The 19,384-nt window shown below is 61.1% G+C and carries 18 protein-coding genes; 12 read left to right on the forward strand and 6 right to left on the reverse strand.

Annotation, left to right across the window (positions count from 1 at the left end):
• Positions 1-28: 28 nt before the first annotated feature.
• The gene (locus tag NB231_RS09490; RefSeq protein ID WP_005002148.1) at positions 29-526 is read right to left on the reverse strand and encodes an ATP-dependent zinc protease family protein; all 498 of its coding nucleotides are present in this window, start codon (positions 524-526) and stop codon (positions 29-31) included.
• 109 nt (positions 527-635) lie between these two features.
• On the opposite strand from NB231_RS09490, the gene NB231_RS09495 reads away from it, so the two are divergent.
• The 9 genes from NB231_RS09495 to thiL all read left to right on the forward strand — a co-directional run bounded on the left by NB231_RS09495 (position 636) and on the right by thiL (position 8,597).
• Positions 636-1,199 (forward strand): Mut7-C RNAse domain-containing protein, encoded by a 564-nt coding sequence (locus NB231_RS09495; protein WP_005002149.1) that lies wholly within the window; start codon positions 636-638, stop codon positions 1,197-1,199.
• A gap of 188 nt (positions 1,200-1,387) precedes the next feature.
• Positions 1,388-2,650: a serine hydroxymethyltransferase gene (gene glyA / locus NB231_RS09500; protein WP_005002150.1), complete on the forward strand. Its 1,263-nt coding sequence runs from the start codon at positions 1,388-1,390 to the stop codon at positions 2,648-2,650.
• Positions 2,651-2,819: 169 nt separating this feature from the next.
• Positions 2,820-3,323, forward strand: a complete 504-nt coding sequence (gene nrdR, locus NB231_RS09505) for a transcriptional regulator NrdR (RefSeq protein ID WP_005002152.1) — start codon at positions 2,820-2,822, stop codon at positions 3,321-3,323.
• Position 3,324: 1 nt separating this feature from the next.
• Positions 3,325-4,455 carry a bifunctional diaminohydroxyphosphoribosylaminopyrimidine deaminase/5-amino-6-(5-phosphoribosylamino)uracil reductase RibD gene (gene ribD / locus NB231_RS09510; RefSeq protein ID WP_005002153.1) on the forward strand — a complete coding sequence of 377 codons (1,131 nt, stop codon included), beginning with the start codon at positions 3,325-3,327 and terminating at the stop codon, positions 4,453-4,455.
• Entirely contained in the window at positions 4,456-5,076 is a 621-nt protein-coding gene (locus tag NB231_RS09515) for a riboflavin synthase (RefSeq protein ID WP_005002154.1), read from the forward strand.
• Between the two features lie 81 nt (positions 5,077-5,157).
• Positions 5,158-6,291 carry a bifunctional 3,4-dihydroxy-2-butanone-4-phosphate synthase/GTP cyclohydrolase II gene (gene ribBA, locus NB231_RS09520; RefSeq protein ID WP_005002155.1) on the forward strand — a complete coding sequence of 378 codons (1,134 nt, stop codon included), beginning with the start codon at positions 5,158-5,160 and terminating at the stop codon, positions 6,289-6,291.
• 271 nt (positions 6,292-6,562) lie between these two features.
• Positions 6,563-7,030 carry a 6,7-dimethyl-8-ribityllumazine synthase gene (gene ribH, locus NB231_RS09525; RefSeq protein ID WP_005002158.1) on the forward strand — a complete coding sequence of 156 codons (468 nt, stop codon included), beginning with the start codon at positions 6,563-6,565 and terminating at the stop codon, positions 7,028-7,030.
• 11 nt (positions 7,031-7,041) lie between these two features.
• Entirely contained in the window at positions 7,042-7,515 is a 474-nt protein-coding gene (gene nusB, locus NB231_RS09530) for a transcription antitermination factor NusB (protein ID WP_005002160.1), read from the forward strand.
• A gap of 107 nt (positions 7,516-7,622) precedes the next feature.
• Positions 7,623-8,597 carry a thiamine-phosphate kinase gene (gene thiL / locus NB231_RS09535; protein ID WP_005002162.1) on the forward strand — a complete coding sequence of 325 codons (975 nt, stop codon included), beginning with the start codon at positions 7,623-7,625 and terminating at the stop codon, positions 8,595-8,597.
• 115 nt (positions 8,598-8,712) lie between these two features.
• On the opposite strand, the gene NB231_RS09540 is transcribed toward thiL, so the two are convergent.
• Together NB231_RS09540 and sufT are read right to left on the reverse strand one after the other, a co-directional pair.
• Positions 8,713-8,994, reverse strand: a complete 282-nt coding sequence (locus NB231_RS09540) for a hypothetical protein (protein ID WP_005002165.1) — start codon at positions 8,992-8,994, stop codon at positions 8,713-8,715.
• Between the two features lie 153 nt (positions 8,995-9,147).
• Complete coding sequence (gene sufT, locus NB231_RS09545; protein WP_005002167.1) at positions 9,148-9,699, reverse strand: putative Fe-S cluster assembly protein SufT; 552 nt, start codon at positions 9,697-9,699, stop codon at positions 9,148-9,150.
• Positions 9,700-9,927: 228 nt separating this feature from the next.
• Here sufT and metH point away from each other — a divergent pair, with 228 nt between their 5' ends.
• Together metH and NB231_RS09555 are read left to right on the forward strand one after the other, a co-directional pair.
• Positions 9,928-13,629 (forward strand): methionine synthase, encoded by a 3,702-nt coding sequence (metH, locus tag NB231_RS09550; protein ID WP_005002169.1) that lies wholly within the window; start codon positions 9,928-9,930, stop codon positions 13,627-13,629.
• Between the two features lie 592 nt (positions 13,630-14,221).
• A complete protein-coding gene (locus NB231_RS09555) occupies positions 14,222-14,659 on the forward strand; it encodes a hypothetical protein (protein ID WP_005002173.1) in 438 nt (145 codons plus the stop codon).
• Positions 14,660-14,677: 18 nt separating this feature from the next.
• Here NB231_RS09555 and NB231_RS09560 read toward each other — a convergent pair whose 3' ends face one another.
• The gene (locus tag NB231_RS09560) at positions 14,678-16,057 is read right to left on the reverse strand and encodes an alginate export family protein (RefSeq protein ID WP_232210436.1); all 1,380 of its coding nucleotides are present in this window, start codon (positions 16,055-16,057) and stop codon (positions 14,678-14,680) included.
• Positions 16,058-16,292: 235 nt separating this feature from the next.
• Complete coding sequence (locus tag NB231_RS09565) at positions 16,293-16,649, reverse strand: DUF2784 domain-containing protein (protein ID WP_005002176.1); 357 nt, start codon at positions 16,647-16,649, stop codon at positions 16,293-16,295.
• 110 nt (positions 16,650-16,759) lie between these two features.
• Here NB231_RS09565 and NB231_RS09570 point away from each other — a divergent pair, with 110 nt between their 5' ends.
• Positions 16,760-18,313, forward strand: a complete 1,554-nt coding sequence (locus NB231_RS09570) for a TerC family protein (protein ID WP_005002178.1) — start codon at positions 16,760-16,762, stop codon at positions 18,311-18,313.
• Positions 18,314-18,400: 87 nt separating this feature from the next.
• Here NB231_RS09570 and NB231_RS09575 read toward each other — a convergent pair whose 3' ends face one another.
• Positions 18,401-19,369: a HEAT repeat domain-containing protein gene (locus tag NB231_RS09575; protein WP_005002179.1), complete on the reverse strand. Its 969-nt coding sequence runs from the start codon at positions 19,367-19,369 to the stop codon at positions 18,401-18,403.
• Between the last annotated feature and the right edge of the window lie 15 nt (positions 19,370-19,384).

Consider the following 19,384-nt stretch of genomic DNA (forward strand, 5'->3'; position numbering starts at 1 on the left):
TTTGGCATCGATTTACCTCGGCTCGTACTCAACGGGACCGATGCCGTCGGCTGCCGGCGGCGAACTCGCCATCAGCAGCTCCGGCTAAGTAAGAAGCGCCCGGATCGACAAGCAAACGCCCCTTCATGGCCCGACGGCCAAGCAGCATACGAAAACCCATATTATCGCGATTGGTAAGGGTGAGTTTAATCGACCAGCGCCGGCCTGCGATAAGCACAGGGGTACGGATTACGAGCCGTCGCTCACGATGCCCGGTCGAGCTGGTCACGACCCGCTCGGCAACGACATCGGCTAAGCAGTGCACCGTGGTACCGGTGCATCGTTGGACCGGGTGGACCTCGAAGCTTACTCGGTCCGTTCCATTATCCCGGTAACGCCGCACATGAATGGCATGCAGCGCGGAGGTTGCCGCGCCGGTATCCACCTTGGCCTTGATGCGCGCTACACCGAGCGTGGGTAGCGCAACCCATTCGCGCCAACCGACCCAAAGCCGAGACCGCGAGCGGGCGCCGCTTACCCCAACCATAGGGCTTCATCTCCACACAGGCGGACAACGCGGTCCAGATTATGACAGACTCTGATTGTTTGATAAGTGGCTCAGCCAAACTGAATATACTGTATATAAGGTAGTGGCTATGATCCGGAATGACACGGCGCAGTCGGATCGGCCCGAGGCGCCGACAATCGGGCCGCCCACGAGCGACTCGTCCGAGGGTCCACGGTTTCTCTGCGATCGGATGCTGATACGGCTGTGCCGCTGGTTGCGCGCCGCCGGCTACGATACCAGCCTGGCCGGTGAGCGCACGAGTGACCACCGGCTGCTGACGACGGCCGTGGTCGAGCAACGTTATCTGCTCACCCGCGACCGCAAACTGCTCGAACATCGCGGCGCCGCCGGCCGAGTGATCCGACTGCAAGCCGTACGCCCCGCCGGTCAAGCCGCCGAGCTCGCGCAACGGCTTTCGCTTGACTGGCTGCACGCCCCCTTTAGCCGGTGCCTGCTCTGCAACGCGCCGTTGCACGTCGACTCGGGGCACGGTGCTCCCCCGGGTAGCCACGGCCCCTTTCGCCGGTGTCCGTCCTGCGCGCGCCGCTATTGGGACGGCGGGCACGTGCGGCGCATGCGCGCGCAGCTTACCACGTGGCGTCACGCGGCCAGCACTGGAATGCACCGCGCGGATGAATCATTTATCCTATAAAGCCTAACGGGGTTGCGCCGGCGATCCACCGAGCGGCACTCTGGTGCAGTAACCGCGCGGTCGTGGAACCTTAGCTCGCCCCGCTGAGTCCGAATCCTGGCGCTGCAGGCCCAATCACGGCGGGCGTGAGCTTTAGTATGCATGCCCCGGATGCCAAATCGCTTTTGCTCAATTATAGAGGGGGTCGCATGTTCTCCAGTGAGATGACCATTGCCGGACTTGATCCTGAACTGGCCGAGGCGATCGAGCGGGAGAAACATCGCCAGGAGGAGCACATCGAGCTCATCGCATCCGAGAACTACGCCAGCCCGCGGGTGCTCGAGGCCCAAGGCAGTGTTCTGACCAACAAATACGCGGAAGGCTACCCGGCCAAACGCTACTATGGCGGCTGCGAGTACGTGGATATTGCTGAGCAACTGGCCATCGACCGGGCTAAGCGACTGTTCGGCGCGGCCTACGCCAACGTGCAACCCCACTCGGGCTCCCAGGCCAATGCCGCCGTCTACCTGGCGCTGGCCAAGCCGGGTGACACCATCTTGGGCATGAGCCTCGATCACGGCGGCCACCTGACCCATGGCGCCAAGCCGAATTTCTCGGGCAAACTGTTCAACGCCGTGCAGTACGGCATCGATGCGCGAACCGGCGAGATCGACTACGCGCAAGTCGAGCGCCTTGCCCTCGAGCACCGGCCCAAGCTGGTAATCGCCGGTTTTTCAGCCTATTCACGAGTGATTGATTGGCAGCGTTTTCGCGAAATAGCCGACGAGATCGGCGCCTACCTGATCGTCGACATGGCTCACGTAGCGGGTCTCGTGGCCGCCGGCCTTTATCCCAACCCGGCTCAGATCGCCGATGTCACCACCACGACGACTCACAAAACCTTGCGTGGCCCACGCGGCGGCCTGATTCTGGCACGCGCTAACGATCGGGTCGAGAAGGCCTTACAATCCCTGGTCTTTCCAGGCACTCAGGGTGGACCGCTGATGCATGTCATCGCCGCCAAAGCGGTCGCGCTGAAGGAAGCGTTGGAACCGGCCTTCACCGATTATCAACAGCAGGTTCTGGCCAACTCCCGAGCGATGGCGGCCACCGTTATGGACCGGGGCTTTCAGGTGGTCAGCGGCGGCACCGATAATCACCTGTTCTTGATCAACCTCATCAAGCAGGGCTTGACCGGCAAGGAGGCCGACGCCGTTTTGGGTCGAGCGAATATCACGGTGAACAAAAATACCGTACCGAACGACCCGCAATCGCCATTTGTTACCAGCGGCTTGCGTATCGGCTCACCGGCCGTTACCACCCGCGGTTTTGGTGAGGCGGAAGTCCGGCAATTGGCGGGGTGGATATGCGACATCCTGGATGACATCCATAATGAGCAAATTATCGCCCGGGTCCGCAGTCAAGTACTGGAGATCTGCCGACGCTTCCCGGTCTACCAGGCAAGTGCTTGAGCCGGGAAGACCGGCCGAAGCCATCCCATCCAACCGGAACAGGAGCGGTCGTTACGGCTCACGCTCGACTGCTCGGTCCATCCGCAATGACCCGGCGAACCCGGATACCCGCGCACCGGCGTCTTGTTGTAACACCGCGCCGATCGGCGCGGTGGCGGGGTAGGCTAGCATGCGCTGCCCGTTCTGCCAGGCCCAGGAGACCCGCGTGATCGATTCCCGTCTCGCCGGTGAGGGCGATCAGGTACGTCGTCGCCGCGAGTGCCTGCAATGCGTCGAGCGTTTCACTACTTACGAAAGCGCCGAGTTGGTAATGCCCCAGGTCGTCAAACGCGATGGCTCGCGGGAGGTACTGGACCATCGAAAATTGCGCACCGGATTGCTGCGAGCGCTCGAGAAACGCCCGGTCGCCACCGAAGCCATCGAAGCGGCGATAAGCCGCATTCTCAAGCGAATCCGCCACAGCGGCGAGCGTGAAATACCGGCTCGACAGATCGGGGAATGGGTTATGGATGAGCTGCGTGAGCTCGATCAAGTCGCCTACGTGCGTTTCGCCTCCGTTTACCGCAGCTTCCAGGACGTGAGCGCCTTTCGCGAGGTGATCGATGGGCTGGAGCAGCTGCAGCCTAGGGAAAGTCGCTTGCCGCCGTCCGACGACGAGCCAAAGGATCAGTAGAGTGCGACGGCGCGATGAGGTGACCGATTTTACGGCCGCTGACCGGCAATACATGGCGCACGCCCTACGCTTGGCGAAGCGTGGGCTTTTTTCGACCGGACCCAACCCGCGGGTGGGCTGCGTAATCGTACGCAACGGGCAACTGGTCGGCGAGGGCTGGCACCGCCGGGCGGGCGAGCCGCATGCGGAAATTAATGCCTTGGCGGCTGCGGGCCAAGCGGCACGCGGCGCCATCCTGTATGTGACCCTGGAACCTTGCTGTCATCACGGCCGTACACCTCCGTGTACCACAGCACTGCTCAGCGCCGGGATCACGCGGGTCATTGCAGCCTGTAAAGATCCTAACCCACGGGTCGCCGGGCAAGGACTGGAGCAGCTAACGGCTGCGGGTATCACCACCCGCCACGGGCTAATGGCAGAACAGGCGCAAACCCTGAATCCCGGCTTTTTCAAGCGCATGCGCACCGGCCTACCCTACGTACGCTGCAAGCTCGCCATGAGCCTAGACGGACGCACGGCGATGGCCTCCGGTGAGAGTCGCTGGATCACGGCCGCCGCGGCACGAGGCGATGTCCATCGACTACGGGCCCGCAGCGACGGCCTACTCACCGGCCACGGTACCGTCCTGGCCGATGACCCCCAACTGACCGCTCGTGATGTGGACACTTCTTGGGATCTGGTCCAGCCTTGCCGACTCGTGCTCGACTCGCGTTTGCGTATCCCCAAACAGGCCCGCATGCTGCAGGAGCCCGGCAAGGTTGCCGTGCTATACGCTCATCACGACCGCCGGCGCGCCCAGGATCTCACTGCTGCCGGCGCCGAGTTATGGCCGATCGAACCGGATAGCGACGGCCGCGTAGAGCTCCGCCAGGCCTTGACCGCGATCGGCAATGCCGAAATCAACGAGCTACTGGTCGAGGCCGGCCCCACCTTGAGCGGAGCCCTATTGCAGGCTGACTTAATCGATGAGCTGGTGGTGTATATCGCCCCTCACCTCATGGGAGACGAGGCGCGGCCTTTGTTGCGGCTACCCGGGCTGGTTCGAATGGCGGAGCGAATCCCGATCACGATCACTGATATGCGGGCCCTTGGTCCGGACCTGCGCTTGACGGCTCGCTTGGAGAAAGGCTGAATGTTCACGGGAATCGTGCAGGCGGTGGGAACCGTACGGCAAGCGAGCCCATATGGGCAGGACCGGCGGCTCCTTATCGAGCCGGGGGATTTGGACAGCAATGGGCTGCAGCCAGGCGATAGCCTCGCAGTCGATGGCTGCTGCCTCACACTGGTTAGCAAAGCCGCCGATGGCTTCGTTGTCGACGTCTCCGCTGAGACCTTATCGCGCACCACCCTAGGGGATCTCACGGCGGGCAATCAAGTCAACCTCGAGCCAGCGCTCACCCTAAGCAGCGCGCTCGGCGGTCACTTAGTGAGTGGGCATGTGGATGGCGTTGCCGAACTGCTTTGGCGAAGTCCGGCCGGACGTTGTGAGCGCTGGTGCCTCCGGGGCCCGCAGCGGCTGGCCCGGTATATCGCGGAGAAAGGCTCGATCTGCCTGGCGGGCGTCAGCCTTACCGTCAATGCGGTGGCCGGAGCCGAATTCGAAGTGGCTCTCGTGCCGCATACCTTGCAGGTGACGACGCTCGGCACGCGCCGCCCGGGCGAGTGCATGAACTTGGAGATCGATCTTGTTGCCCGCTATCTGGAGCGGCTCATGCTGAGTGCTGCGGTACCCCCCGCCGACTATGAGAGATAGCACGGGGCCGCTCGCTCGCTACGCCCGGCCAAGACTCGAATGGAATGGTAACGCTAACCGGGAGGCGAAGGGGATATCCTAATGTTCAACAGTATCGACGAGATCCTCGAGGATCTACGTCAAGGCCGCATGACCATTATCATGGATGAGGAGGATCGCGAAGACGAGGGTGACTTGGTCATGATCGCATCCATGGTGCGCCCCGAAGATATCAACTTCATGGCCCGCTACGGCCGCGGCCTGATCTGCCTCACGCTTACCCGCGAACGCTGTGAACGGCTACGGCTACCGCTGATGGTCAACGAGACCGAATATCGGCAGGCCACCAATTTCACCCTCTCCATCGAAGCCGCGAGCGGTGTCACCACGGGAATTTCCGCAGCCGACCGAGCACGCACGATTCAAGCGGCGGTAGCTCCCATGGCCCGCCCCGAGGATCTGGTCCAACCCGGACACATATTTCCGTTGATGGCCCAGCCGGGGGGCGTGCTCACGCGGGCCGGCCACACCGAGGCGGGCTGCGATCTGGCTCGTCTCGCCGGCTTCGAGCCGGCCGCGGTCATCGTCGAGATCCTCAACGAGGACGGCACGATGGCGCGCCGTACCGATTTAATGCGCTTCGCCCAAGAGCATGGCCTCAAAATCGGCACGGTCGCAGATCTCATCGCCTATCGCATTCGTAACGAGCGGACGGTGGAGCGTGTGGCCGAGTGCGATCTACCGACCGAATACGGAACCTTCCATCTGTATGCCTATCAGGATGCTGTGGATGGCGCCTTACATTTCGCGTTGATTAACTCGACCATAGAGCCGGAGCAACCGACGCTGGTGCGCGTGCATATTCAAAACACCCTCGCGGATGTCTTCGCCGGCATAGGGCCTCACTGCGGCTGGCCGTTGCGCTCGGCACTCGAAAAAGTGAGCACAGACGAACCCGGTGTCATTGTCGTGTTGCGACGGGCCAATGATGCGGTAGATATTCTCCAACGCATGCGCCAGTATCAAACTGCCCCTACCGACGATGCCCAGAAGACGAAGACGGCTTCTCCACAGCACAGCGAGGACCTACGCACCTACGGGGTCGGAGCCCAGATATTGACTGATCTGGGCGTGCGGCGGATGCGCGTACTCAGCGCACCCAAACGCATGCATGGGCTATCGGGTTTCGGCATGGAGGTCGTCGAGTACGTGGAACCGCCCAGCGATGAGCATTGAACGAGCGGCTGCTCGGTTTATTCCAAGCGCCGATCGAAACCGGCGGCAGGCAAGTTCCGACCGCAGCAGCCCAGCCGCATACATGTTTTGCTGTTTGCAGCCATGGCGCTACGTTATAAAGTGCTCTGGCGACACCTTTAGGAATACGCGCTGCTATTCCTTCGCCGCGGCGGATTGCACTAGGGCCGTTCACTGGAAGCAGGGTGGAAACGCCCTCATCAGGCCCTAGGCAGACGCCTTCCTGCAAGATTTTCTTGATGAATACGAGAATATGCTCAAAACCATCGAGGGTGATTTCACCGCCTGCGAAGGTCGCTTCGCGATCGTTGCCAGCCGGTTCAACCGCTTCATTGTGGACAATCTGCTCGAGGGCGCACTCGATACTCTGCGACGCCATGGAGTAGCCGAGCATGCAATTACCGTCATTCGCGTCCCCGGCGCTTATGAGATGCCGTTGGTGGTCAATCGGGTGGCCCGTTCCGGCCAGTACGACGCGATCATTGCCTTGGCTTGTGTCATTCGTGGCGGCACGCCACACTTTGATTACGTCGCCGGTGCGTGCGCCCGGGGCATTGCCGAAGCTTCATTGGCGCATGATGTGCCGATCGGCTTCGGTGTGCTCACCACCGATACGATCGAACAGGCCATCGAACGCGCCGGTACTAAAGCCGGCAACAAAGGCACCGAGGCCACGCTCTCCGCTCTGGAGACGGCCAGCCTGCTGCGCCGACTGGATTAAAGCGAAAGCAAATGACTGCAAACGGCAAAACCCATGCACCGCGGCACCGGCGCAGCCGCGCTCGTCGCCGCGTGCTCCAGGCCCTGTATCAATGGCAGCTGACCGCTCAGGACAGCGCGGAGATCGAACGGCAGTTCCTCGAGGAACACAACATGGCGCATGTCGACCTCGAATACTTTGCGGAACTGCTCTACGAAATCCCCGCCCGGCTAGCCAGCCTCGATGCCCTCATCGAGCCGGCCCTGGACCGACCGCTAGCCGTTATCGACCCCGTTGAAAAAGCCATTCTCCGAATGGGGACCTATGAGCTCACCCAGCGTCTTGATATTCCCTACCGGGTGGTCGTCAACGAGGCTGTGGATCTGGCCAGACTGTTCGGTGCCGAGCAGAGTCACCGCTATATCAACGGCGTGCTGGATCGGGTCGGGCACCACACCCCCTTGCGGGCGGCCGAAATTGGCCGTCGACGAGCCGAAAAACATTAGTGCGAAGCGCGCCGCCGAGCGCTGAGTGTGCACGTGTATTCGTGCTCGGCGGTGGTCAAGCGAGGTGGCCATGGCGGACTGTTGGGTTCTACCCGAGGGCTAAAGCGATGGCGCTCTCCGAATTCGAACTCATCGAGCGCTATTTCACGGGAATTGGCGCCCGCCGCGACGATGTCATCCTCACCGTAGGTGACGACGCGGCGCTCGTGGCACCACACAGCGGGCGACGCCTAGCGCTCAGCACGGACACCTTGGTGGCGGGTGTTCATTTCCCGGTCGATGCCCCCGCGGAGGCCGTGGGCTACAAAGCGCTTGCCGTCAATCTCAGCGATCTGGCGGCGATGGCTGCCGAGCCGGCCTGGCTGTTGCTTGCCCTGACACTGCCACGGGCCGACCCGGACTGGCTCGAGCGCTTCGCCGGCGGACTGGCCGCGCTGGCGAATGGAGCCGGGATGGCCCTCGTCGGGGGTGATATCAGTCGCGGGCAGGCCATAACGGTTACGGTTCAGGTGGCCGGCTACGCCGATCGGCCGCTGCGCCGCGACGGCGCGCGCCCCGGCGATGGCCTATACGTATCCGGAACGCTCGGGGATGCGGCCCTTGGCCTACAATTCTGGCAAGGCGGTCAGCGTGAGGGCGTCGATGCTCACTTTCTGATCGAACGCCTACACCGCCCCACCCCACGAACCGCGCTGGCACGGGCTCTCGCCGATCTCGCCACGGCCGCCATCGATGTGTCCGATGGACTGTTGGCGGATGCGGCGCACCTGGCCGAGCGCAGCGCGGTCGCCGTGCTCATCGAGCCCCACCGGCTGCCGCTGTCCTCGGCTTTGCGCCGTTCAGCATCGGCAACGCACGCAACGACATTGGCTTTGACCGGCGGCGATGATTACGAACTTTGCCTGAGCCTGCCGCTGGATCGGGAAAAAGAAGCCCACGCCCGGGCCCGACAGGCGGGTGTGAGTCTGACCCGCATCGGTCGAATCGAGGACGGCCGCGGTATCCGACTGATCTCCGCCACGGGCGAGGCTTTAACCTATACGCACCACGGCTACAAGCATTTCCCGGTGCCCAGCCGCTGAGGGAATCTCGCCTCTGTAATCCGCAACCGATTCCTGAGCCATCGATTTGAGAGCCGCCCGCGGCGCCCGCACGCCTGCGGCCAATAAGTCAAACCCGCCAGCTAATGTCCCGGCCTTAGCCTACCTGCTTGAGGTAGTCCCAGTAGGTATACCAGGTCCGATTCTCCCAGACCTTCACCTGCGGGTTATCCGCATAGCGACGCTGCAAATCGTGGGTATGCCACCACAGCGCACGCGCCTGTGCCACAGTGGACTGATTGGGGCGAGAAGCTTTTATGGTCAACCATTGCTGCTGAATGGTGTGGATTTCATTATGAAGCTGGCGAACGCCCGACCCACCGGCCACCAGCCCGAGGAAAAAAAGTCCTGCCAATAAGCCCAAGATCGCTTTTCTCATTCACTCTCCCTGCTTGAAGGTAAGCGTTCTCCCCATTTGGCAATCCGATCTTACCTAAGATGAAGAAGTTCCCTTGCTCACCAAATTTTTTAATTGACTCCCTGAGCATAATAATGGCAGTCAGCCGTTCTCACCATGCTTTTGGGTACCCGGCTAGAGCAGACCGGTCTCAAGTTGGGCCGCCTCCGACATCATGTCCTGGGTCCACGGCGGCTCCAAGACGATCTCGATCTCAGCCTCCTCCACCGTCGGCACCCGACTCACCTTCGTTTTAACGTCATAGGCGAGGATATCCCCCATGCCGCAACTCGGCGCGGTCAGGGTCATACGGATATAGACGTGCCGGCGATCCTCGGCCAGCTTCTTGATGTCGCACTCATAAACCAGACCCAGCTCGACGACGTTAACGGGGATCTCAGGGTCATAGCAAAGCCGCAGCTGATCCCAAACCGTTTTTTCCACATCCTGGTCGGTCGCACACTCCGGTAGTGTGGGCGGTGGGTCGGGCTCCCGGCCGATGGCATCGGCGTTCGAGCCGTCGATCCGAAACAGACTGGCCCATAGATTGACCGTATAGCTGCCGCCCAGAGCCTGGGTGATCTCCCCCTCGGACCCCTTGTGGATGATTCCCGTCTCACCAGTGGGAACCAATGCGACCTCACAATCGCGGAGGAACGTAACCGCGGTATTGGTTTCCGATGCCATAAGCACCTCCTCATCCGTCGGCCATCAACCGAGCCCAAACGAATCACCAACCGGCCAAGCCGACGCTAAGCGATATAAACTGTCTTAAGTTGAATTTTAACAGCAGGCCGCCATCTAGTGTAGTGCGTCGCCCGCAGCCAAACGCGCGCCAACACATAAGTATATTTAATCCTTCTCATCGTTTGCTGTATTTTGTTTGGTTTGGCAGCGTTTTGGTAGCTACGACCGATGACCGACTCAACGAATCGGCTGCAGGAGGAACTCGAACACCGGGTCCTGCTGCTCGACAGTGCGACGGGCACGATGATCCAGCGCTATCGCCTGGCGGAAGAGGACTTCCGCGGCGATCGTTTTCGTGATCATGGCTGTAATCTGCAAGGCAACAACGATTTACTGGTCTGCACTCGACCGGATATCGTCGCTGAGATTCATCGATCGAACCTGCAAGCCGGCGCTGACATTATCGAGACCAACACCTTCAATGCCACCACGCCCTCGCAGGCGGATTATGCGACCGAGCATTTGGTCCCTGAGATCAACCTGACCGCCGCGCGCATCGCCCGCAAGTGCGCCGACGAGTTCTCGCGCGCGACCCCGCAGCAGCCGCGTTTCGTCGCCGGAGTGCTGGGGCCAACGAGCAAGACCGCCTCCCTCTCTCCGGACGTCAACAACCCAGGCTATCGCAACACCAGCTTCACCCAGCTGGTCGAGGCCTATACCGAGGCGGCGCAGGGGCTGATTAGCGGTGGCGTCGATCTGCTGCTGGTAGAGACTATTTTTGACACTTTGAACGCCAAAGCCTGCCTGTTCGCCCTAGATGGCTTATTCCAGCAGCTTGGTACCAAGGTGCCGGTTATGGTCTCGGGCACAATCACCGACGCGAGCGGCCGCACCCTCTCGGGTCAAACCACGGAAGCGTTCTGGAACTCGGTGCGCCATGCGCAACCCTTCGCCATCGGGCTCAACTGCGCGCTCGGCGCCGAGGATCTCCGCCCCTACATCAAGGAGCTCTCGCAGATCGCCGAGTGCTACGTCAGCACTCACCCCAACGCCGGGCTGCCCAACGAGATGGGTGAGTACGAACAAAGCCCGCACGCCATGGCGCAGTTGCTGCGTGAGTTCGTCGAAAGCGGCTACGTCAATATCGCCGGCGGCTGTTGCGGCACCACACCGGAGCATATCGCGGCCATCCGCGAGGCTATCGCTGGATTGCCGCCGCGACAGCGGCCCGAGCGGCCGCGCGCCCTGCGCCTATCCGGTTTGGAGCCGCTCACCCTCGGCACGGATTCCCTATTCGCGAACATCGGCGAACGAACTAACGTGACCGGCTCGGCTCGGTTCCGACGCCTGATCAAGGAAGATGACTTCGAAGCCGCCCTGGAGGTGGGGCGTGATCAAGTCGAGAGCGGGGCGCAAATCATCGACGTCAACATGGACGAAGGGTTGCTGGATTCCAAGGAGTGCATGGTGCGCTTTCTCAATCTGGCCGCCGGCGAGCCCGATATCGCTCGCGTCCCCTTCATGGTGGACTCCTCCAAATGGGAAGTAATCGAAGCTGGTCTGCAATGCATCCAGGGCAAGGCCATCGTCAACTCCATCAGTCTCAAAGAGGGGGAGGAGGATTTCATCGCCAAAGCCGGCCTCGTACGCCGCTACGGGGCGGCCGCCGTGATCATGGCCTTCGACGAACAGGGCCAGGCCGATACGCTCGAGCGGCGAGTAGCGATCGCCGAGCGTGCCTACCGGATCCTCACCGAAGAAGTGGGCTTCCCGCCCGAGGACATCATCCTCGATCTCAATATCTTCGCCATCGCCACCGGCCTCGAGGAACACAATAACTACGCTGTGGACTTCATCGACGCCACCAGAGAGGTCAAGACGAGGCTGCCACACGTCAAGGTCTCCGGCGGACTGTCCAACCTGTCCTTCTCGTTTCGCGGCAACGAGCCGGTACGCCGGGCCATGCACTCGGCCTTTCTCTATCATGCGATCCAGGCCGGCATGGATATGGCTATCGTCAACGCCGGCCAGCTCGAGGTCTATGACGACATACCCAAGGATCTCTTGGAGCGGGTCGAGGATGTGCTACTCAATCGACGCGACGATGCCACCGAGCGGCTGGTGGAGTACGCCGAGCAGTTCAAAGGTCAGGGCGCGAAGAGCAAGGAGGAAGATCTCGAGTGGCGCACCCGGTCGGTCGCTAAGCGCTTGGAGCACGCCCTGGTCAAGGGGATCGTGGAGTATATCGAAACGGATACCGAAGAGGCGCGAACGCAGCACGCACAACCCATCGAGGTAATCGAAGGGCCGCTGATGGACGGTATGAACGTGGTCGGCGATCTGTTCGGCTCCGGCAAAATGTTCCTACCGCAGGTGGTCAAAAGCGCCCGGGTGATGAAGAAAGCAGTCGCCTACCTACTTCCCTTCATCGAAGCGGAAAAGGCAAAGCACGGCAACAGCGAACCCAATGCCCGCATCGTGATGGCGACGGTCAAGGGTGATGTTCACGATATCGGCAAAAACATCGTCGGCGTTGTTCTGCAATGCAACAATTTCGAGGTCACCGACCTTGGCGTCATGGTGCCCAACGAAAAGACGCTGGCCATCGCCCTTGAACAAAAAGCGGATATTGTTGGCCTGTCAGGTCTTATCACACCGTCGCTGGACGAAATGGTGGGCATGGCCAAGGAGATGGAACGCCAAGGGCTGGACATTCCGCTGCTGATCGGTGGCGCGACCACCTCACGCGTGCACACGGCGGTCAAAATCGCGCCGCAGTATTCCGGCGATGTGATCTACGTCAAGGACGCCTCCCGGGCGGTCGGAGTTTGTTCGAAGCTCATGAGCACCACTCAGCGCGCGGCTTACGTGCAATCCATCAAGGAAGAGTACGAGGGTGTCCGTCAGCAGCGCGCCAAGCGGCAGCGCAAACAGAAATGGCTGCGCATCACCGAGGCACGCGCGAACCGCTACCCGATCGATTGGACGACCTACGAGCCGCCGCAGCCGCAGCAACCGGGTCTGCACGTGCTCGATGAGGTCGCGCTGGAGACACTCGAGCCCTACATCGACTGGACGCCGTTTTTCTCCGCCTGGCAACTCGCCGGGCGCTTTCCGAAGCTTCTCGACGATGCCCTCGTCGGCGAGGCGGCGCGTAAGCTCTATGCCGACGCGCGCGCCATGCTGACCCAAATCATCGAAGAGCAGTGGCTGCAAGCCCGTGGGGTCTGCGGGCTGTTTCCCGCCAATGCCGTGGGCGAGGATACTGAAGTCTATACCGATGAATCCCGCACTCAAGTCCGGCTCGTCACCCATCATCTGCGCCAACAGACCGAAAAACCGGCCGGACGACCCAATATGAGCCTGGCCGATTTTGTGGCACCCAAGGAGACAGGCCTCCCCGATTGGCTGGGAGCCTTCGCGGTCACCACCGGCATCGGCATCGAAGCGCACATTCGCCGCTTCGAAGCCGAGCACGATGATTACAACGCCATTTTGCTCAAAGCGCTGGCCGACCGCCTTGCGGAGGCTTGCGCCGAGATGCTCCACCACCGGGTTCGGACCGAATACTGGGGCTATACCACCGGGGAAGCGCTCGATAACGAGGCACTCATCCAAGAGCGATACCAGGGGATTCGGCCCGCACCGGGTTACCCGGCCTGCCCCGATCACACCGAGAAAGCGCTGGTCTGGGAACTGCTGGATGCCGAGCGCAACGCCGCCATAACGCTCACCGAGAGCTGGGCTATGGTACCCACCGCGGCTGTGAGCGGATGGTATTTTGCCCATCCGAATGCGCGCTATTTTGGCCTTGGACAGATCTACCGGGATCAGGTCGAAGACTACGCCAAGCGTAAAGGCATGAGCCTTAAGGAGGCTGAACGCTGGCTCACGCCCAATCTGGGCTATGATCCCGAGGAGCTGGCATGAACCGATTGCGCCGACCGGACCAATTGGAGCTAACCCGGAAGTTTCAGTGCGCCTTTCCACGGTGCACTGAAACTTCTGGGCTAGGCAAAAGTCGCTGACCTGGGTATAAAGGAAAATGTGAGTCACGCTGTGCCAAGCAGCGCAGCATCATGCGTGTGTCCACAGCCGAGGGGATTGACGCGTCCGCAGCCTCGGTAGATGGATTTAATACCCACCAGTGGAGGAAAGAACAATGGCCCGCCTCGCGATCAAAGACCTGCATGAGAACATCGAGCTCGATCAGAAGGCTATGAAGAACATTCGTGGAGGGGCCCGGGGGACGATGGGTGCCGGCGCTAGGGCGCGCACCTCAGTCCGGCCTCTGCGAACCTCGCTGCGGCGCCTTTTTCCAAACAAATAGCCCCGCCTAAGACACTCTATAACCAACGATCCGCCCGAACAACGGCGGTCGAGGTGACGTGGCGCGCTAGCTAACCCGCGCAAAAAAACGGCAGGGGCCATTGATAACGCTTGCGAACACCTCCAAATTTGATGGTGGCATGCAACGTGTAATTACTCATGCAAGATCCATCAGTCCCGTCGGAGGTGAGGCATGAGCCTGCTACTGGATGACCTGCCCAAGAATTCAGGGCTCGATCAGCTTGCTACCCACCACGCCCGCAACCGCAAAGAGGTAGCTTGCCGTCCCTTGGGACCGCTTTTCCAGCCCATGAATGCCGACCGGCTAATCAAAGATAACGTGGCTCACATCGGTAGCGCAGGAGTCAGCGAGGGCAATCATGATTGCGGCTTTCGCCCGGCTTTTCGCAACCTGGAGACCGGCTGCGCCGTGCTCGCCCGCTTCAAAAACGGCGCCCCCGCCCCCATGCACCTACTCGACGGGCTGCCTGATGAATGGGTACTAGAAAGAGACGCAGCAGACCGCGTCGTCAGCGTCAAACCCTCGGTGATCGCGGGCTTCCTGCGCCAGGGACGCTTTTACACCCGTGAGCAGGCCGCCGCGGCGGCGGCAGCAGAAGCCGACGACTGACGATAAAATATCGAATTATCAAAAAGTTAAAGTAGACTGAGTGTAAAAATAGGCTGTATCGCCATTACCGGCGGCATTCGGTGCCTTTTTCAGAAACTCGCCATCGAACAGATAGGCTCCGCCGAACTCCATACCGAGGTTCCCCGGTAGAACGTCCGCCCGCACCCGTGCTTCGATCTGATGCCCGACGAAAGAGCCGGAAGCGCCGCCTGGGTCACGCACCTCAGCCGTCGTCAGAGCATCGCGATCGCTTGCGAGCCAGACCGCCCGGTAGCCGACGAAGCCATTCAAATTTGGACTCGGCTTGATCTCGATCCTGGTGCCGGGCGAATTGATGTTGCTGCGCGCTAACGCCCCATAGATCCCCGTTGGTCCGAATTCCCAGCGCCGCGCCCCGAACAGGGTATCGAAGCGGTTGTTCTCGCCGTCGTTCGGATCGCCATCGCCGCTGGCAAAGTCATATTGCAATACCAAGCGTGGCGACCACGGCGCATCGAACGTGTGCGCGAGATGGGCATGGACAAAACCCGCACGATGATCCAGATCGGTCGTATCCGCCGACGATGTCGTCGATCTTGATTTGCCGACTTGGCCAGCGGCCTCGACCTCGAAATCCCAGGCCCCCTTCGCCGGAGCGCTAAAAAGCCGAACACCGGGCGTGAGCAGGCGGCGATTCGCCGTTGGCACATCCGAGCCATCATCCTCGTGCAGGCCAAAGACATAGGCCTCGCCGGTCGCCCCCCCGAACAGGTTTTCCTGCCTGAGATCAACGGCCCAGAAGCGGACCTTGAAGCTCTCGGTGTCGGTGACGATATCGTTGTCATCGAGACGATCTCGATCAGTCGGACGGCGGTGCACCGGCAGCGTGTAAAAGGTTTGCAGCTGCGTTCCGGCCGGTCCCTGCCAAAGCGCGTTAACCCCGGTAAACCCATTGATGGTGTTGCGAAACCGGTTGCGAGCGACCAGCCGACGACTGCCAAGATCGATGGTAAGCCGCCCCGCGGTAACGTCAAGCTGATCACCCGCTGCGAACATATTCAAACCTTTGGCGCCGATATAAGCACGCAGCAATGCAATGGCGTCGACATCGTCCGTGCCGAGCGGCGTGTCGGAATCGTCTAGCTGAGAGCGGGAATCCTCGAGCTCGGCGCCGATGTAGAACGGGTCAAAATTTGCCTGGACGCCAAAGAGCAATCGCCCGACCAGGATTTGAGTCGAGCCGCTCGAACCCGCGCGAAAATCACCGTCTAAGTGCTCGAACCGGGCCCGGTAGGTACCACCGACATCCAACCACGCCGGCGCCGACAAGGCCTCGTGCAAACGCCATGGTTTGGCATCGGCGTAAGCCGATCCGCCGGACAATAACGTGAGAATGAGGATGCCCCCGAGAGCGGGCAAGGCGCGAGGTAAACGCTGGCAAGGCATGTGAACTCTGTTATGCAAAAAAATGCATAACGGAGAATATCCGCGGATTTCAGAACATTCAACCGGTATTTTGCGGGAACGATCCACGCGGCTGTATACACACTCTGCCACACATCGCCGGGCAGAGGTGCTCCCGAACGCGCTCGTCTCTGCGCCGAAATAGCCCAATGCGCCGGCAGAGCGCGGTCCTGCGCTGAATCATGCGGATTCAACGGCGCCACAAATAGAGCCCGTAGATAGCAACGTTGATGAGCAACACCGCAGCACCCAAAACCAGCGCCAAAGTGCGCGTGAACGCCTCGGGATAAAGCAACGGCAGGATATAGTGTTCGACCCATCCGCCTTCGTAGCCGGCGCCCCCAGCCTGCCGGCGTAACGCGTTTTCCAGCGGTGTGAGTGGGCAGGCCCAACCGACCCACTCAATCAACAACCCGTATAACGCGGCCGGCAGGTGCGCCCAGGCGAGCCAAGGCTTCCAAAACACCAGCCCCCCCCCGAAAATCACGAACAGAACAAACAGGAAATGCACTAGGACAACGAGATCGGCCAACACATAATAAGACATGCTACGAACCCCGCGAGACCGGATGGCACGGTGAGCCAACCCATATGTATCGCGCCAATCTCGTCAGCACGAGTGGCATACTAGGCATCCCAACCGTTCCCGTTTAGCACATGATGGAAATTTTTGCGGATCCCACGGTCGGGCTTGGCCTGCTGACGCTGATCGTGCTCGAGCTCATCCTCGGCATCGACAACCTCATCTTCATCGCCATCCTCGCCGAAAAGCTACCACCTCATCAGCGCGACAGGGCACGCCTTATCGGTCTGAGTCTCGCGCTGATGCTGCGCCTTGGCCTGCTCGCCGGCATGTCCTACCTCGTGACGCTCACCGCTCCGCTGTTCAGCGTGTTCGAACACGGCTTCTCGGGTCGTGACCTCATTTTGGCGGCGGGCGGCGTGTTCCTGTTATTCAAGGCTACGATGGAGCTGCATGAGCGTCTCGAAGGCGGCGCGCAGCGCCGCGAAGGGCCTAAAGCGCACGCGGCTTTCGGCATCGTGATCACACAAATCGTCGTACTCGATGCGGTGTTTTCGCTGGACGCCGTCATTACGGCCGTCGGCATGGTCGAGCAATTATGGGTGATGATGGCCGCGGTCGTGATCGCCATAGCCGCGATGATGTTGGCGAGCAAACCACTGACGCACTTCGTCAATGAACGCCCGACCGTAATCGTGCTCTGCCTTGGTTTCTTGTTGATGATTGGCTTTAGCCTCATTGCCGAGGGCTTCGGCCTGCATATTCCGAAAGGCTATCTCTACGCGGCCATCGGTTTTTCGGTGTTGATCGAATTCTTCAATCAAGTAGCCCGCCGCAACCGCGCCAAGCAGGCCATGAAGCGCCCTCTGCGCGAGCGCACCGCCGATGCCGTGTTGCACCTACTCGGTGGGCACATCGAGGCTGAAACACCATTGCCCGTCATTGCAGCCGGCGCCGAAGCCGTATTCGCACCCACCGAACGGCAAATGATTCGCAGCGTACTGGAACTCTCGCAACGCGAGGTCGAATCCATCATGACGCAGCGCCGCGACATCGTCTGGCTGGATTTGGACCGCGCCAAAGAGGCGCTGCTCGAGTCGATCAAAACGGCGCCGCACACGCGCTTGCCCGTCGCGCGTGGCGCGTTGGATGCCTTTGAAGGTGTGGTGCAAAGCCGCGATCTGTTACGCAACCTGCTGGAACAGCGAGAGCTGGACATCGAGCGCGCGATCACCCAACCCCTGGTCGTCCAGGAGGGCGCGAGCGCGCTGTGCGTATTGGAGCAATTGCGCCACCATCCGGTACCTCTGGCGATCGTGGTCGACGAATACGGCAGCATCGAGGGGCTGATCACCGTCAATGACATTCTGGCCGCAATTGCCGGCGACTTCGTCGATACGGCGGATACCGATGCGCTGCCGCAACCGATAGGCGAGGACGTCTGGCTAGTCCCCGGCGCCTTTCCGATCAAAGAACTAGACCGTCTGCTGGATACGGCTCTGCCTTATGACGGTGAATACCGCACGCTTGCGGGTTTGTTGCTGGATCGTCTCGGCCGCATTCCGGCCGTGGGCGAGTCACTGCAATGGCAGGGCCACCGCTTCGAGATCCGCGAACTGGACGGACCGCGGATCGTGCGGGTATGGATTCAAAAGGCGGAAACACAGCCCGCCGAGAGAGTACCGTAGTGCAAACACGTTCGCGCGCTCCGCCTGCGCGCAGCCCGCCCATATCTGCTACTACTTGGAAATACGCAGCCCGGCGCCTCACAACTCTCAGAGCTCGGCGAATTTCGCCTGTAGCGCTCGGTCGCCGCACCTTGCGAGCGCATCCCGCAAGCGCGCTGCCAGTTTTACGTTGCCTTTATGGGGCACCAGCGTTTCCACCATGTCGTCAACCACGCGCGGACCGGATGCTTCGATGAGCGATGCAAGCCAATCGAAAGCGGGTTCACTGCGATGTATAGCCGCGGCGCGGAGCAGCGCGCGACGGAAAGCCGGCGGCAGCAGCACGTCGTTCCAAGCCTCCTGCAGCGCATCCAGCGCACCTTCCAAGCGCGATTCGCCAAGCGCCAGCGCGGCCAGTTCGCGGACCGTCTCGTCCGGATCCGACAAGTAGCGTGCGACGAATGCGAGCGACTCATCCGGCTCCACCCCGAGCAATCCCATAAAGCATTCACCAATGACGTGGCCCTCCGGATCACCGGCAAAGACTTTGGACCGCAGCAACAACTCGGCTTCGCGCGGATTGCCGCAGGCAATCGCACGCGCGGCGCCCGCGCGGGCCTCGGCTTCCGGGTCGTGGAGCAATGCTGTCAATTCCACCAATGCGTGCGCATAACCGGTGGCGACGAGGCCCATGGCGCAGCTACAGCGCACATCGACAGCCGTGTCGATCGCACCGCCCCATACCGGCCCCTGCTGCCGATACCGCAAACCAGCGAGAAAAAATGCCGCATCATCGCACTCGAGGTCCACGAGTGCGCGCGCGATGGCTTTTTTTGCGAGGCAATTGGGGTCGCGCTTGACAGGCTGCTCGAGAAAGCACGGATACGCAGCCATGAGATTCGGCACCGCCTCGTAGAGTAAATCGTTGGCGGCCAAACGCGCGGCCTTTGCCACGACCCGATAACGCCGCTCACCAAGCGCGTCTTGGATTCGAGCAAGCTTAATTGACGGGTCACGCTCCACCGCCAAAGCATCCAGGGCACTCAGCTTTTCATCGATTGATTTTCGTGTTGGCATCGTTGGCGGCGGGCC

Source organism: Nitrococcus mobilis Nb-231, assembly GCF_000153205.1.
Taxonomy (GTDB): Bacteria; Pseudomonadota; Gammaproteobacteria; order Nitrococcales; family Nitrococcaceae; genus Nitrococcus; species Nitrococcus mobilis.